Source organism: Bacillus cereus group sp. N8 (assembly GCF_016483685.1).
In the GTDB taxonomy this organism is placed as follows: domain Bacteria; phylum Bacillota; class Bacilli; order Bacillales; family Bacillaceae_G; genus Bacillus_A; species Bacillus_A proteolyticus.
In genome coordinates, this window is sequence record NZ_JAEHBK010000010.1 from 54,965 (window position 1) to 70,073 (window position 15,109).

Genomic DNA, 15,109 nt, shown 5'->3' on the forward strand with positions numbered 1-15,109 from the left:
TTTATTAAAAAGACAATGTCTTTTTTATTATTATAAAACATATATAATGATGAAATGGTCGCGTACAAATACCAGATTTATATGGATTTCATCAGATAGGGGGATGGTGATGAACAAGCCATGGGTTGATAAGGAAATATGGAACAAAGTATACAAATGGAAAATGCTGAATGTTCAAGATGATTCGCGCGAGATAAGAGAAAAAAAGGAAAGTATAGAAACTGAATCAGAGAAAGAAGGTATAGCAATTGAATTAGAGAAAGAAAGTGAAGAAACTGAATCAAAAAAAGAAGATAAAGTAATTAAATCAGAGAAAGAAAGTAAAGAAACAGAGTCAAAAAAAGAAGATAAAGCAATTGAATTAGAGAAAGAAAGTGAAAAAACTAGATCAGCAAAAGAAGACAAAGTGAATGGATTAGAGGAAGAAGAGGTGGAAATTAAATCAGCAAAAAATGAATCAAAGAAAGTAAGTATAGATTCAGGATCAAAAATAGAGACCTCTGTGCGTTCAATAGTAGTGAAAACTCCATTTTATATTATTTCGGATGTGACTAGTTTTATAAAATTCCCTAATATGAATGTGAGGAACCAAGAAACATTTGTCTTTCGTAATGAAAAAGATGCAAGAGGACGGGAGCTGGATACTAAGCTATTAACTACAGAACAACATTATCATGAAGAAGTTTATTGTAATTTAGTTTCTTCAAACCTTCATGAAAAGAGAGTGCTTTTAGAATTTCCTAATCAAAAAATCAAAGGTAATACTGAAGAGAATTGGATAGGAACATCTTCGTGGATCCCTATACACGGTATAATTTTAGAGAAGGAAGATGAAGGAGGAGTAAATAATTATATACCTGCGAAATTACCAATAGAAATAGGGAAGTATAAAGGTGAAATTAATTTACGAGAAAAAGTGGTATTTAAAGAAAAAGTTATAGAAATAAAAGAGGTGTCACAGGAAATTATTTTAACAAAAAAAGAATTCTTATTGCCAAAAATAATAAAGAAAGGAAATAATCCATCTATAATTGAAAAAGGGAGCTTACTTGTAGAAGGTTATATTTCTCAATGTATTGAATTTATATCGGAACGAAGTACACCACATAATAACGCGTATCAATTAATGCAAAATATTGTATTGGAATTAACTGTGGAATTATTACAAGAACAGGAAGTGTGGGTGCGGATTAAATAAATGATCATCTCCATTAATTAGTTAAAAATTTCCTCAGGAATATGTAATAGGGAAACTTAAAAATAGTGCTAGCAAGTTTGTAAACGAGCTAGCTAATAAGCGTTTGGGAAAGATGTGAAATACAACTGATGGAGCGATTTAAAAAACTAGGTACTTAAATTGATGAAAGGCATAAATCTTTATTAAAACATGTGGTGTAATACAAAGTGTATCCACTCCTATTATAGAAAACTCACAACTTAAATAGTAATACATGTTTATCATAATTTTTTAAACACCAATTATATTTTTTTAGAATAATTGGATGGACAACCTCTTGCGTAGTATCGACTTCAGTAAAACCGTATTTTTTATAAAAGCTTTTTAATTCTTCGAAAGGGAGACAGAATACATATTGCATATGTGATTCCTTTGCTGTTTGCACTAAAAATGAAACGAGTTCTCCTGCTAATTGTAACCCTCGAAATTTAGGTGCTATGAAAATACCACCCATTTCCATAGTCTCTCCATCGATTTGGACTAAACGACCTACACCTGCATACTCATTGTTATATGTAATGATTGCAACTTTATCCCGCTTTAAATCACTTGGTAAAAATCCTATTGATTCGTATTGCTTATTAATCCATTCTAAATCTTTAGAAGTAGCTAGTTGTATACTCATGAGTAACCTCCTTTGGAAGAGTATTAATATTCTAATTATATATAGCTCAATAACTGGTGAAAAGAGGATAAATTGAAATCATTTTACTTTATAGTTCAACTTTTGAAGAATAGTGCATACAATATAAAGTCTTTTCCTTTCTTCATTTAAGTTTTACGTATATAATTTAAAAGTACTATTTTTATTTTATATTTTTTATATTTATAACAGAATAGAGGTTTAAAAATGGGTGTTAAAATCATTACGGATAGTGCGGCGGATTTACCGGTAGAATTGCTGCAAGCATATGATATTGATTTAATTCCACTCCGTGTATATGATGAAGCAGAAACAGAGTATTTAGATGGGGTTACATTAAAATCGGTTACATTACTGCAAAAAATGAGAGAAGGTGCAGTGTATAAAACGTCACTGCCTTCACTTGAAACATTCCAAGAAAAATTTGTTTCCTATGCGAAAGAAGGTAACCCTTGTATATATTTAGCCTTTTCATCTGAATTGTCTGGTACATATCAATCGTCAGTTCTCATTAAAGAAGAAGTGAAAGAAACATACACTGATTTAGATTTAGAAATTATCGATACAAAATGTGCTTCGCTTGGCCAAGGGCTTGTCGTATTAGAAGCTGCTAAAATGGCGAAAGATGGCGCATCGAAAGAAGAGATTTTAAACCGTGTCGCTTTTCTAATGAACCATATGGAACATATCTTCACTGTAGCTGACTTGCAGTACCTTGTTAGAGGTGGACGTTTAAGTAAAGTAGCAGGTTTTATCGGCGGTTTATTAAACATTAAGCCGATCTTAAATGTGGATGAAGGAAAACTTGTACCACTTGAAAAGGTACGAGGGAATAAGAAAGTATTAAGTCGTATTGTTGATATTATGGAAGAGCGCGGAAAAGACCTTAAAGATCAAACAATCGGTATGACTCACGGTGATGATTTAGAAACTGCCGAAGCATTAAAAGCATTAATTACTGAAAGATTTGGCTGTGAAGTATTTATCGTAAATACAATTGGTGCAGCAATCGGAGCGCATACAGGACCAGGTGCGTTAACATTGTTCTTCTTAAATGAGGTAGAGTAAAGGATTGATCTTTTGATCAACCCTTTTTTATTCTAATATAATTGTTTTATGTTAATAAAAAATATGTAATTATTTATTAGTTAGTAGCTTTCTTTTTAGTAGGTAAGAAGGTAGATAGGAAACCGGTGAAGGCTAGCATGAAACCAAATGTTTCAGTATCATCAACTACTAAACCATTGTTCCACTGATAAAGGAAGGATGCTAGCAATAAAAGAATAGCAGCGCCTCCAACATATCTTGCTATTTTTCGTGTTGAATCTTTTTTTGTTTTTACAATCATATTTGTCATCCTTTCATATTTACTAAATAATTCGACAAACTAATTTCTAGGATGTGATATTGATAATTCATCTATTGAGCTCATTTAATTTATTTTCATTTACAATAGATGTCTTCCATGTACTAGGTAAATGTAATTAACCATTCGATCTATTTTAAGAATGATAGTTTACATGTAGTTAAATCCTTTTCATTAAGTTTATCGTAATTCAAGTATATGGCGCCGTCTTTGTTAATAACAAGAAGTAAAATTGTATGAAAAAAGTGGGCAAAAACCTTAAATTTAAACCATTAAATTTAACAAGCTATCTAGAAATAATCATAATATGAATGTAATATTAAAATGAATGATACATTTTTTTACATTTGTGAAATTGTATATTTTATATAGTATGAAAGATTAAGAAATACATAATGACTTATTTAGTGAAAAGCATGAAATGGTTAATTAGGGAGAGAAAAAGATGGAAATTGGGGAACGTATTCGGCAAGTTCGTATGCATAAAGGATTGACACAGGGGGAGCTCGTATCAGAAATATGCTCAGTAACCTATTTAAGTAGAATTGAGAGTGGGAAAATCAAACCATCATCTTCTTTTTTAAAACAAGTTTCTAAGAAGCTGGGTGTTGATTGCGATTTTCTCATAGATGGCAATTACGAGGAGATAAAGCTTACTATTCTTGAAATATGTGATAAATATAAAAAAGATAAAAGTATAACTGAAGCTGAATTATCTTTGTTAGAATTATACGTTCGTGAAGTGGACGCAATTCCTTTATTATTAAAGACGTATGGCGGCATCATATACTATCATGTCCGAAATAAAAACTTATTATATGTGAAGTTATTTGTAGATCAAGCTTCGCAAATGATTCCAAGTCAAGTGAAAATGCAAAATACTGAAGATTATATATATTATTTAAGAGCTCGAGGTCTTTATTTTTCTAATAAAGGGGAGTATTTTACAGCATATGAAGTTTACAAAAAGATAGAAAATATGCTGGAACCAGAAGAGACCGAGTTGCACGCAGATACGTATTACAATCTAAGTATAGTAAGTCAGAATCTTAATAAAGATCAAAGTATTAGTCGCATATATGCAAAAAAAGCATATAAATTGTATAAAAAGTTTAATATAGAACAATATAAAATTTATACGTTAATACTTCTTGCGATGCAATATAACAAAGATAAACAGTATGAACAAGCATATGAAACTTTAAAACAAGTAGAAAATGAATCAAAGGTGGAAAATGAGCCATTAAATTTATGTTTTTTGAAATATAATTACGGGAAAATTTATCAAGCATTAAAAGATTATAAAAATGCAATAAAGTGTTACGAGGAAAACTTGATCCTTTGTGAGTATTTACCAAACAAAGAAGGTAAGGTATATACAATTCGGAATTTAATAGAAATTTATATAGAATTAAAAGATTGGCAAACAGTAACTAAACTTATAGATGAGGCATTTGAAATTTTATCGATTTGTGATGTACCGTATGCCCATGTTCAACTATATGGATTTAAAGCGGAAAAATCTAGAATATGGGCAGATTATAATGGATATGAGAAGAATATGAAAACAGCAATTGAGATGGGTATAGAAAAACAGCAATATAGCTTAGTTGCCGCATTAGCTTATAAATTGGGGGATTATTATTATGAGAATCGCTCATATAAATTATCTGCTAAGTATTTTAAACTATCAGCTGAAAATAAAATGGATTAAAAGGGGGGGTAGTTGGATACTTCAGGAAATCATAAGCTTAAAAAGGATATTCAAAAGAGTATGTTATTTTATGCTCTTAAGAATATCCTTTTTTATTTTTATTCTACAACTACCGGTCGATATGGTATTGGTGAAGATAAAATCATCGAAGTTTTCACTGTACCAAACGGAATAACGATATCAATTAATTCCTCTAATTCTTTCATAGAGTGAACTGCTACTTTTAAATAATAGCTACTTTCACCGGTTACTCGATGACATTCGAGTATTCTATATTCTTCGTATATTTTTTCCTCAAATTTTTTGCATGGAATCTTTAAATTTTCGATTCTTAAAAATGCTTGAATTGATTTTCCAACTTCATCTAATGATATCCGTGCGGTATATTTCTCAATTATTCCAGTATCTTGTAACCTCTTTAGTCTTTCTGTAACGCTAGGGCGGCTAAGGTGTAGATGCTCAGTCATTTCTGTAATTGTCATCCTGGCATCTTCTTGTAATAATAGGATTATTTTCTTATCGATCTCATCCATTACTCATGCTCCTTTGCAAAGTTGAAAGTAAACTTCTGAAATACATGCATAATATAAAATCTAATGCTAAATTACATACACAATTGAATGTTGAATAGACTGATAACTTTCTATAATTAAAATATAAATGGAGGTGCATGTAATGTCTAATCATTTCAACGTAACAATTTCTATTAAAAAGGGAACAGCTTTATACGTAGGAGCAGTTTTAGGATCAGGAATTCTTATTTTACCTGGTATGACTGCGAGTATAGCGGAAGGAAATGCGATTATTTCTTGGCTTATTATGATTTTACTTAGTATCCCACTTGCATTAACATTCGCTTTTTTATCTATTGAGCATCCAAGTGCAGGGGGAATTGCAACTTTTTCTGAGAAGGCTTTTGGTAAAAAAGTAGGTGCGATTATAGGGTGGTGTTTTTTTATCGCAGGTAGTGTTGGACAAATCATTGTATCACTGACAGGTGGAATGTATATAGTAAAAGTCTTTTCTTTACCATCGTATTTTTCTTATATTATCGGGTTAATCATAGTAAGTATTTCTATCGGTTTCAATTTATTTGGATTAAAAATGAGCGGTTCATTTCAAGTATGTATCGGTGTATTAACTTTTTTTATTTTAATCGTAACAATTATAAGCTCACTACCTTATATTGAAATGAAAAATATAAATGTACATATTTCTATGAAAGAAGTAAACCCGATTTTAGATGCGTCATTTTTAATTTTTTGGTCGTTTTTCGGTTGGGAAGCAATTGCGAGTTTAGCTCCAGAATTTAAAGCACCTAGAAAAAGAAATATTATTTTGTCTACAGGATTTGCGATTATTATTATTGGAGTTTTATATATGGGGATTGCATTATCAGTAATTGGAACAAAATCATATCATATTAATGCTGATAATACTACAGCTCTAGTGCTGGTAATAAAACAAACATTAGGTAATCAATTTGCATGGTTAATTGGATTTTTAGCTTTTATTATTTGCTTAGGGACGACAAATGCATTTATCGCAAGCATGGGCCGTTTAGGCTATTCACTAGGAAAGGAAGAAGTTGCACCTCGTTATTTAGCATGTATTAATGAAAAAAGAGCAGCGCCAACAAATGCAGTAAAAGTTGTAGGTTTTATTGCGATAATAGGTTTGTTAATAAGTTTCGTTTTTCATATTAGTATAGATAGAATCGTATTAATACCGAATTCGTTAGGGATTGTTACATATATAGTCGGCACTGCGGCCGGAGTTAAGTTAATAAATAATAGGTTAGGTAAAATTTTTTCTATAATAGCTTTTACATGTTGTGTAGCGGTTTATCCCTTTATTGGAGGAGTCATACTTATTCCAATACTTGTAGCTCTAGCGTCTTTATGCTATCTACATTTCATAAAAGATAGACTTGTAAATGGGAGGGAGCAGAATAAGGAATGTTAAAATGCATTCGTTTAAGTTTCAATTTTTAGAGATATCTAAAAATTGAAGATTCATATATAATTATGGAGGGATTAAATTATTGTAACTATTTGTAAAAATAGGAGGCTATTAAAAATGAATAAGCTTATATATGCTCCAACTAACTGGGATTTATGCAGGCTATATTCCAATGAACAGGACCCTATGATTTCTATAGAACAGCTAAAAGTAGAATATAAAGCAACAAAAGACTCAGTAATCCTTTCACAACTTATACAGGCTATCGAAAAAGCAGAGTATTACTTATATTGCCGTGCTGCTGAAGATGAGAAGCATTCTGAAGATACTTTACTAAGTGTAAAAGTAAATCAATTAAAGAAAGAAGTTCAACTATTAATAGAATCTAGTAAGGGACAAAGTGTTAATGCAAATCATTCAAGTATTAGACTTATAGAAAATGAATTAAAAGCTTGGGAAGATATGTATACACAATTAAGAAATAAGATAGAAGTAATACACGATAAAGAGACTTTATCATTTGGACAAGCAAATTACGTTGCGATGAATAGTGATGATCATAATGAAAGATTAATAGTATTTGATTCTCTTACAAATGCTTTGAATAAGGAAAAAGATATCTTTGCTACTGTATTGAATCAAATTGGAAGATTACGTAATACGCGGAGTAATGAATTAGAAAGGAGAGAAGTTTTAACTCAATCCCTTCAAATGAATGGTATTTCTGAAACTGTATTATCACAAATGTGGGATGTAACAGAAACACAACTTGATAAGCTAGTAAGTGCTTTAAACGTATTTAAAAAGGAAAAGAATTCGATTACATGGCATGAACTTATGACATTAAAAGAAAGTAATAAGACCGTTATTCCTTTTTCAGTAGGAGTACAAAACATATATGATGCATTTGAAAATATAGATGAAGAGTTGACAAAGTTCGCGCGGAATGCAATAGCGAATGGATGGGTAGATGCGGAACCAAGAGATAGTAAACCACCTGGAGGATTTTGTGCTCCTTTTTTCGGTGAAAAAGAATCCCGTATTTCAATGCGTTATGATGGAACAATTGATAGTGTAAGAATACTAGCTCATGAACTAGGACATGCTTGGCATTTTTATGTTATGAGTTTTGAACAATCTACTTCATTTTTAGATGATTATCTGCCAATGAGTACAGCTGAATCAGCGTCTATTTTCTTTGAAATGGTACTTGTAGATCACTTAATAAAAACAGCAGAATGTACAGAAATGAAAAAGTCATTGCTCAGTTGGAAAATTAGAAATAGCTTTAATTATGTTATGGCAATTCGTGCATCGTTTCAGTTCGAAAAGAGTTTTTATGAAAAAAGTAAAGAAGGTCCTATAAGTGCTGATGAAATTGAGAAATTATCTATAGCCGCGCAAGAAAAGGTATATGGAAATGCACTAACAGAATATCAGCCGTTTGTTTGGATGAAATACGTTCAGTTTTATATAGCAGATGTTCCTTTTTATAATTATCCATACACATTTGGTTATTTAGTAAGTTTTAGTTTACTAGAATTAGCGAAAGAAAATAATAGGGAATTTTATTTGAGGTATAAAGAATTTTTGCGAGAAACGGGAAAAGCTCCAGTTGAAGAACTTATGAAAATACATTTTGAAATTGATCTAACAAATTATGAGTTTTGGAATAAAGCTTTTATACAAATAAATAAAGATATTGATGAATATTTGCAGCTTATGCAGGGGGAGCGCAAATAGATAAAGGGGACTACATACATGAACAGAATCGGTATTATCGGAGCAATGCAAATAGAAATAGACTTACTATTAGAAACACTACTTATTAAAGAGGAACATACTATTGCGGGAATACCTTTTTATAGAGGAAACTTTATGGATACAGAAGTTGTTATTACGCGATGTGGTGTAGGGAAGGTAAATGCAGCTGCATGTACACAAATATTAATTAGTAAGTTTGAGGTAGACTCTATCATTAATACAGGTGTTGCGGGTGGATTACATCCGGATGTGAAAGTTGGCGATCTAGTTATTTCTACAAATGTTACGCATCATGATGTTAATAAAAATCAAATGAAGAATCTATTTCCGTTTCAAGAAGCGTTTCAAGCAAGCGAGGAATTAAGAGATTTAGCCCAAAAAGCTGTTAATAGTAGTAGTTTAAATATTACTGTTCATGAAGGAAGAATCGTCAGCGGAGAATGCTTCGTCGAGGATTCAAAATTAAAGGCGCAATTAGTCACTGAATATGCACCTCATTGTACAGAAATGGAAGGGGCAGCAATTGGACATGTTGCTTACATAAATGATATACCGTTTCTTGTTTTGAGATGCATTTCTGACAGTGCAGATGATTCAGCGCAAGTTTCATATGATGATTTTGCGAAAACCGCAGCGAATTATTGTTCAGAAATTATTGTTGAGATGTTTAAAAATATTTCGAGTAAAACTGTATTGTAGTTAATAAGTAAAGAATGGGAGAGAATGTCATGTTACAAGCACTAATTTTCGATATGGATGGAACTTTATTTCAAACAGACAAAATTTTAGAATTATCACTAGATGATACATTTGATCATTTACGTTCACTACAATTATGGGATACGATAACACCTATTGATAAATACCGTGAAATCATGGGTGTGCCTTTACCAAAAGTTTGGGAAGCTTTATTACCGAATCATTCTATAGAAGTAAGAGAACAAACTGATGCATATTTTTTAGAAAGACTAATTGAAAACATTAAGAGCGGAAAAGGTGCTTTATACCCGAACGTAAAAGAAATTTTTACATATATAAAAGAAAATAATTGTTCAATTTATATTGCTAGTAATGGTTTAACTGAATATTTACGAGCGATCGTATCTTATTATGCTTTAGACCAATGGGTTACTGAAACGTTTAGTATTGAACAAATAAACTCACTTAATAAAAGCGACTTAGTTAAAAGTATTTTGAACAAGTATGATATAAAAGAAGCAGCAGTAGTAGGGGACCGTTTATCTGATATAAATGCAGCTAAAGATAATGGCTTGATTGCGATTGGATGCAATTTTGATTTTGCACAAGAAGGTGAACTTGCTCATGCAGATATAGTAATAGATGATTTAATGGAGTTAAAGGGAATATTTCCTGCTGTGCAGAGATAATAAAGGTGTTTAATTTATAATAAAGTCATTTAAAAAATAATATAATTGTTTAAAAATCCTTCTTCTACTAACGGAGTAGATTAGCTCAATAAGGAATCAAAATAAGAACTTGTAGCTTCTGAAGAAATGGAAAAAAAGAAAGATTTTAAATTCAAAATAGCCTCTGTTATATAGGGGTAGAGAGATTATAATTCATTTGTGATGAATTAGTAATAGTTTGATTTGTTTTAAAGCTGAGTAGAGGATTATAAAGTGTGTGCAGTTTTTTGCCAATTCCTATATGTCTTATTCCACGGAGGAAATATGCTTAAAGATAATTTTAAAATTAGTAATATTCCCACGGTTTTATGGGGAAATAAGAGTGAAAAAATTTTTATTGCAGTACATGGAAATATGTCAAATAAGGAAGATACAGTTATTCAAATATTAGCTGAAGAAGCCAATCAAAAAGATTATCAAGTATTAAGCTTTGATTTACCTGAGCATGGAGAAAGAAAAAATGATAATACTCCTTGTAAAGTACAGTTTTGTGTTAGTGAATTATCTATAATTATGAATTACGCAAAACAACATTGGAAAGAAGTAAGCGTGTTTGCATGTAGTATGGGGGCTTATTTTAGCCTTTTAGCCTATCAAAATGATGTGATAGAAAAGGCATTGTTTTTATCACCAGTAGTTAATATGGAACGAATTATCGAAAATATGATGAAAGGCTTTAATGTAACACCAGAGCTTTTGCAAAAAGAAATGACTATAGAGACACCTATTGGTCAAAAGTTATATTGGGATTATTTATGCTATGTAAAAGAACATCCTATTAATATATGGAATACAGATACGTATATTATGTACGGAGCCAAGGATGAACTGTGCGAATTTGAAACTATTAACTATTTTACAAAAAAACATCGTTGTGAATTAGAAGTCATGGAGACAGGCGAACATTACTTTCATACTGAAGAACAGTTAAAGATATTTGAACAGTGGTTACACAAACATATCGATTAACAAATTATAATTTATCTTGAACCTGTTAGAGAAGAATAGTGAATATATAAACTGATATTATACTTGAGAGACATTATAAATGTGAATGTATTCACTTAAACAAACAAGTGCTTTAGTTCAATAAGAATTAAACAACTTTATTAATGATTTTTGAGTACAAATACCTTTAAATGTATAGAAATTAAACAATTATATTATCGATTTATATCTGAAGTGAAGAATACGCATATACGAATTGAATAAAGTAACAATCATAAAAATGCTCAGAATAAATGATTCTTGAGCATTTTTATGTATTTTCATATTAAGGAGGAATTTACTTGAAAGATATACATATTCAACAAATTGAAGATTTAATGATATACGAACACGATTATCTTGTTCAAGAAAGCAAAGACGAAGGATTTAATTTCCTAATAAAACTAATAAGTGAATATGAAAATAAAATAAACACATTTAATAAAACTGGTGAATGTTTATATGGCATTTTTCAAGGGGGAAGGCTAATTGGGATTGGAGGTATAAATGAAAATCTGTATACAGAAGACAATAAGATTGGTAGGTTAAGGAGATTTTATATTGCAAAAGAATACCGAAGGAAAGGATTAGGGAGGTTACTGTTAGTGAGAATTTTAAGCGATGCGAAAAAATATTTTACTATTGTTGTCTTAAATACAGATACAGAACAGGGTGACAAATTTTATACTTCGAGTGGATTTGTGAAAGGGACAAAATATGTAGGAGCGAGCCATTATCTAAACTTAGATAAAAGGATGTAGTGAATTATTATTTGTTCTTCTTCGGAACGTTTGTTCTGTTCTGTGTAGGTTTATGATATGATTTATTTAAATATATTATTGGAATGGGGAGTTAGATGGTGGGAGAAAATAAAATTATTAATGATTTCAATGAATATTCAATTTGGATAAATACATTGAAAGGTATGAAAGAGGAATTGTGGGTGGCACCAATATCAGAGGGGAAATGGACTGTTGGTGAAATCATATCTCATATTATGAATTGGGATGACTATCTTTTACGTGAGACATTATCATCAGTGAGAGATGGACTGGGAATGGAGTTCCCTGACTTTGATACATATAATAAAATAGCCTCTAATTATGCAAAATCAGGTATATCTAAGATAAAACTTCTTGAAGAAGCACAAGCTAAAAGAGATTTACTTGTTCAAGAGCTTAACCGACTGTCTATTGGAAAGCTAAAGGAACATTTGACTGCCAATGGAGTATCATATTGTCCTCATACTGGAATACCGTACTCTCTAATATATATTATTAAAGAATTCGTAGATCACGATAACCATCACAAAAGGCAGATTATTAATTTTTTAAATGAAAATCAAGTTGTTAACTGATAAAGAAAGATCCCGCGAATGATACTTGCGGGATCTTTCTTTAATTAATTATAATTTAACATTCATTTGTTTTAATAAAGTTTTCGGATCACCTTTTACATAATAAAAATGTGGATTATTCTCATCATCGTAAAGCATAATGTAAGGTTTTTCATTAAGTGGGAGCAGGATGAGTACTTCATCGATTGTTGTATGTAACCATTGATTTGTAATAGAAACAGGCCTAAATAAAGGGATTTTTATCATATGTCCATCTTTCGGAACGACATTTAAGTTTTTGAATGGACCGGTAATTGATTTTGCGTATTGAACTGCTTCTTTTTGAATGGCTGAATCTAAAGATTGTTTTTGGACTACCATTTCTTTTTTGCAATCAAATACTTCAATTTGTTTATTTGTATTTGCGAACGCATTTGTTGATAATAAAAAGAAGAGAAGAGTAATGACTCCTATTTTTTTGAACATGAAACAACACCTCACACTTACTATACCCTCAAACGTTGTAAATATTTTTATGTCACATTGATGTAACAAAGAAGTTGTATGATAAAATTGGTATTTGTTTATAAGTAATGGAGGAAATATAATGAAAGTATTAATCGCGGATGATGAACAAGATATGCTGAAAATTTTAAAAGCGTATTTTGAAAAAGAAGGCTTCGAAGTTTTATTAGCAAAAGATGGAGAGGAAGCACTTCAAATATTTTATGATGAGAAAATTGACTTAGCTATTTTAGACTGGATGATGCCGAAAAGTAGTGGTATTACTGTCTGTCAGGAAATAAAAAAGAATTCAAGTGTGAAAGTATTAATGCTTACTGCGAAAAGTGAAAGTGAAGATGAATTAGCAGCTCTTCAAAGCGGGGCAGATGAGTTCGTGAAAAAACCATTTCACCCGGGAGTGCTAATTACTCGAGCGAAAAAGCTTGTGCAGCATGAAGATGTTATCCAAGTTCAAGATTTAAAAATAGATTTCACCAAAAATAAAGTATATAAAAATGAGAAAGAATTAGACATTACAAAGACAGAATTACAATTAATAAAGTGCTTTTTAAATCATAAAGGCACGATTTTAACGAGGAAAAAGTTGTTAGATATCGTTTGGGGATTTGATTATTTTGGGGAAGAGCGAACGGTTGATACGCATGTAAGAAGGTTACGTAAAAAAATAGGAGAAAATATTATAAAGACACATCGTGGTTTAGGATACAGTTTGGAGGAAGAGTGTGAATAAACTCGGTAAAAAGTTATTTTTCAGCATCTCTTTAACAGTCATCCTTATTTATACGGTCTCTTTATTATTAATTAACTATTTTTTACCAAAATATAATGTGCACAAAACACGCGAAAGCTTGGAAGGCATTACAGCGCAAATACAGTCAATACCGCGTAAAGAACTGGATGATGCCATAAATCGTATTGAAAATGAAGGTAATGTTACGATTGCTTATACATCAATAAATAGTTCAGAAGATGCTATTAATGAAGAATTACGCATGCAACTTACAAAAAAGAGAGTTGCATTGAATAAACTTTGGATTACAAAAGAAGAAATTACGAAAGTGAAGAACCTCGGACAATCGAATAAAATATATGATCAAGAAAAGATAAAATCTAGTTTTTTTGCGAAATACATTGCGAAAGATGATATGTTGATTTTAGTAGGAGTTTCTATCGCACATTCTAATGAAGTAATTAAAACTCTTAACTCATTTTATTTATATATTTTGGGATTTTCACTATTCCTTATTATCGTGCTCGTCTGGATTTTTTCAAAAACAATCACTACACCATTGAATGAATTGAGTGATGTCGCAGAAGATATTTCACGTCTGAAATTTAAACGGACGAAAGTTAAAACGAATGATGAAATAGGTGATTTAGCAAATAGTATCAACATTATGAGTGATAAATTACATGAAGCACATCAAGATTTAACAGATCGAAATGACCACTTAAAACGATTTATGGGCGATGTAACTCATGAATTAAAAACACCAATCGCATTAGTAAAAGCATATTCTATTGGAATAAAAGACGGTTTAGATGATGGTACATATGTTGATACAATCATTAAACAAACAGATCAAATCTCAAATTTAATTGAAGAGTTATTACGATTTTCTAAATTAGAAAGAGATATTTTACATAAAGAAGAATTCCCTATTGAACCACTAGTCCAAAGTATAATAGATAAGCATAAAATTGAACTGGAGTCGAAAGAAATCAATTTGCAAGTGAACTATAATGCTGGTGACGCGATTGTTTATGCTGATTTAAATAAAATGAGAATGGTCTTTCAAAATTTAATCTCTAATGCGATAAAATATACAACGAATCAAAATATAAAAATCACAGTAGAAGAGAAAAATGACATTGTGTATTTTCGAATTCAAAATGGAATTGCTGCTGAGGGCATTAAAGAGATAGATAAAATTTGGGAACCTTTTTATGTATTAGAATCTTCTCGTAGTAAAGAAAAATCAGGTACTGGATTAGGACTAGCGATAGTAAAAAGTATTTTAGAAAGACATGGATTTGAATACGGGGTTTCGGTAGTAGATGGGGAAATACAATTTTATATGTATATAGATAGGAACTAATTGTTATTAGTTCCTTTTCTTTATATGAAAAGATTTGATAGTTCTACAA

16 protein-coding genes are annotated in these 15,109 nt (G+C 30.8%); 12 read left to right on the forward strand and 4 right to left on the reverse strand.

What is annotated here, in order from left to right:
• Nucleotides 1-109 precede the first annotated feature (109 nt).
• A complete protein-coding gene (locus tag JDS80_RS16160) occupies nucleotides 110-1,198 on the forward strand; it encodes a BC_2427 family protein (RefSeq protein ID WP_199639272.1) in 1,089 nt (362 codons plus the stop codon).
• 232 nt (nucleotides 1,199-1,430) lie between these two features.
• Here the strand turns inward: JDS80_RS16160 and JDS80_RS16165 are convergent, their stop codons facing one another.
• Complete coding sequence (locus JDS80_RS16165) at nucleotides 1,431-1,862, reverse strand: GNAT family N-acetyltransferase (RefSeq protein ID WP_071746228.1); 432 nt, start codon at nucleotides 1,860-1,862, stop codon at nucleotides 1,431-1,433.
• Between the two features lie 225 nt (nucleotides 1,863-2,087).
• Between JDS80_RS16165 and JDS80_RS16170 the strand changes: the two genes are divergently transcribed.
• Nucleotides 2,088-2,948, forward strand: a complete 861-nt coding sequence (locus JDS80_RS16170) for a DegV family protein (protein ID WP_199639274.1) — start codon at nucleotides 2,088-2,090, stop codon at nucleotides 2,946-2,948.
• A 76-nt stretch (nucleotides 2,949-3,024) separates the two neighbouring features.
• Here the strand turns inward: JDS80_RS16170 and JDS80_RS16175 are convergent, their stop codons facing one another.
• Complete coding sequence (locus JDS80_RS16175) at nucleotides 3,025-3,228, reverse strand: hypothetical protein (protein ID WP_071746226.1); 204 nt, start codon at nucleotides 3,226-3,228, stop codon at nucleotides 3,025-3,027.
• Between the two features lie 463 nt (nucleotides 3,229-3,691).
• On the opposite strand from JDS80_RS16175, the gene JDS80_RS16180 reads away from it, so the two are divergent.
• Nucleotides 3,692-4,960, forward strand: coding sequence for a helix-turn-helix domain-containing protein (locus tag JDS80_RS16180; RefSeq protein WP_199639276.1), 1,269 nt, complete (start codon nucleotides 3,692-3,694; stop codon nucleotides 4,958-4,960).
• A gap of 98 nt (nucleotides 4,961-5,058) precedes the next feature.
• On the opposite strand, the gene JDS80_RS16185 is transcribed toward JDS80_RS16180, so the two are convergent.
• On the reverse strand, nucleotides 5,059-5,493 hold the full coding sequence (locus JDS80_RS16185; RefSeq protein WP_071746224.1) for an Lrp/AsnC family transcriptional regulator: 435 nt from the start codon (nucleotides 5,491-5,493) through the stop codon (nucleotides 5,059-5,061).
• Nucleotides 5,494-5,635: 142 nt separating this feature from the next.
• Between JDS80_RS16185 and JDS80_RS16190 the strand changes: the two genes are divergently transcribed.
• The 7 genes from JDS80_RS16190 (at nucleotide 5,636) to JDS80_RS16220 (ending at nucleotide 12,457) form a co-directional block, all read left to right on the forward strand.
• A complete protein-coding gene (locus JDS80_RS16190; RefSeq protein ID WP_071746223.1) occupies nucleotides 5,636-6,925 on the forward strand; it encodes an APC family permease in 1,290 nt (429 codons plus the stop codon).
• 114 nt (nucleotides 6,926-7,039) lie between these two features.
• Nucleotides 7,040-8,665, forward strand: coding sequence for a M3 family metallopeptidase (locus JDS80_RS16195; RefSeq protein WP_071746222.1), 1,626 nt, complete (start codon nucleotides 7,040-7,042; stop codon nucleotides 8,663-8,665).
• 18 nt (nucleotides 8,666-8,683) lie between these two features.
• Nucleotides 8,684-9,385, forward strand: coding sequence for a 5'-methylthioadenosine/adenosylhomocysteine nucleosidase (locus tag JDS80_RS16200; RefSeq protein WP_098889566.1), 702 nt, complete (start codon nucleotides 8,684-8,686; stop codon nucleotides 9,383-9,385).
• 29 nt (nucleotides 9,386-9,414) lie between these two features.
• Nucleotides 9,415-10,074 (forward strand): HAD family hydrolase, encoded by a 660-nt coding sequence (locus JDS80_RS16205; protein ID WP_199639278.1) that lies wholly within the window; start codon nucleotides 9,415-9,417, stop codon nucleotides 10,072-10,074.
• Between the two features lie 303 nt (nucleotides 10,075-10,377).
• The gene (locus tag JDS80_RS16210; RefSeq protein ID WP_199639280.1) at nucleotides 10,378-11,082 is read left to right on the forward strand and encodes an alpha/beta hydrolase; all 705 of its coding nucleotides are present in this window, start codon (nucleotides 10,378-10,380) and stop codon (nucleotides 11,080-11,082) included.
• A gap of 320 nt (nucleotides 11,083-11,402) precedes the next feature.
• On the forward strand, nucleotides 11,403-11,861 hold the full coding sequence (locus JDS80_RS16215) for a GNAT family N-acetyltransferase (protein WP_071746218.1): 459 nt from the start codon (nucleotides 11,403-11,405) through the stop codon (nucleotides 11,859-11,861).
• A gap of 98 nt (nucleotides 11,862-11,959) precedes the next feature.
• Complete coding sequence (locus JDS80_RS16220; RefSeq protein WP_071746282.1) at nucleotides 11,960-12,457, forward strand: DinB family protein; 498 nt, start codon at nucleotides 11,960-11,962, stop codon at nucleotides 12,455-12,457.
• Between the two features lie 48 nt (nucleotides 12,458-12,505).
• Here the strand turns inward: JDS80_RS16220 and JDS80_RS16225 are convergent, their stop codons facing one another.
• Complete coding sequence (locus tag JDS80_RS16225; RefSeq protein ID WP_071746217.1) at nucleotides 12,506-12,922, reverse strand: hypothetical protein; 417 nt, start codon at nucleotides 12,920-12,922, stop codon at nucleotides 12,506-12,508.
• A gap of 121 nt (nucleotides 12,923-13,043) precedes the next feature.
• Here JDS80_RS16225 and JDS80_RS16230 point away from each other — a divergent pair, with 121 nt between their 5' ends.
• Both JDS80_RS16230 and JDS80_RS16235 read left to right on the forward strand, forming a co-directional pair.
• Nucleotides 13,044-13,691, forward strand: a complete 648-nt coding sequence (locus tag JDS80_RS16230) for a response regulator transcription factor (protein WP_071746216.1) — start codon at nucleotides 13,044-13,046, stop codon at nucleotides 13,689-13,691.
• Nucleotides 13,684-15,060 carry a sensor histidine kinase gene (locus JDS80_RS16235; protein WP_071746215.1) on the forward strand — a complete coding sequence of 459 codons (1,377 nt, stop codon included), beginning with the start codon at nucleotides 13,684-13,686 and terminating at the stop codon, nucleotides 15,058-15,060. Before JDS80_RS16230 ends, JDS80_RS16235 begins: the two co-directional genes overlap by 8 nt.
• Nucleotides 15,061-15,109: the final 49 nt, after the last annotated feature.

Bases quoted from the DNA above. Each gene is read 5' to 3' on its own strand.
- JDS80_RS16205 (WP_199639278.1), top strand. From the start codon at position 9,415: ATGTTACAAGCACTAATTTTCGATATGGATGGAACTTTATTTCAAACA.
- JDS80_RS16195 (WP_071746222.1), top strand. From the start codon at position 7,040: ATGAATAAGCTTATATATGCTCCAACTAACTGGGATTTATGCAGGCTA.
- JDS80_RS16225 (WP_071746217.1), bottom strand. From the start codon at position 12,922: ATGTTCAAAAAAATAGGAGTCATTACTCTTCTCTTCTTTTTATTATCA.
- JDS80_RS16165 (WP_071746228.1), bottom strand. From the start codon at position 1,862: ATGAGTATACAACTAGCTACTTCTAAAGATTTAGAATGGATTAATAAG.
- JDS80_RS16200 (WP_098889566.1), top strand. From the start codon at position 8,684: ATGAACAGAATCGGTATTATCGGAGCAATGCAAATAGAAATAGACTTA.
- JDS80_RS16175 (WP_071746226.1), bottom strand. From the start codon at position 3,228: ATGATTGTAAAAACAAAAAAAGATTCAACACGAAAAATAGCAAGATAT.
- JDS80_RS16180 (WP_199639276.1), top strand. From the start codon at position 3,692: ATGGAAATTGGGGAACGTATTCGGCAAGTTCGTATGCATAAAGGATTG.
- JDS80_RS16210 (WP_199639280.1), top strand. From the start codon at position 10,378: ATGCTTAAAGATAATTTTAAAATTAGTAATATTCCCACGGTTTTATGG.
- JDS80_RS16230 (WP_071746216.1), top strand. From the start codon at position 13,044: ATGAAAGTATTAATCGCGGATGATGAACAAGATATGCTGAAAATTTTA.
- JDS80_RS16190 (WP_071746223.1), top strand. From the start codon at position 5,636: ATGTCTAATCATTTCAACGTAACAATTTCTATTAAAAAGGGAACAGCT.
- JDS80_RS16185 (WP_071746224.1), bottom strand. From the start codon at position 5,493: ATGGATGAGATCGATAAGAAAATAATCCTATTATTACAAGAAGATGCC.
- JDS80_RS16160 (WP_199639272.1), top strand. From the start codon at position 110: ATGAACAAGCCATGGGTTGATAAGGAAATATGGAACAAAGTATACAAA.
- JDS80_RS16170 (WP_199639274.1), top strand. From the start codon at position 2,088: ATGGGTGTTAAAATCATTACGGATAGTGCGGCGGATTTACCGGTAGAA.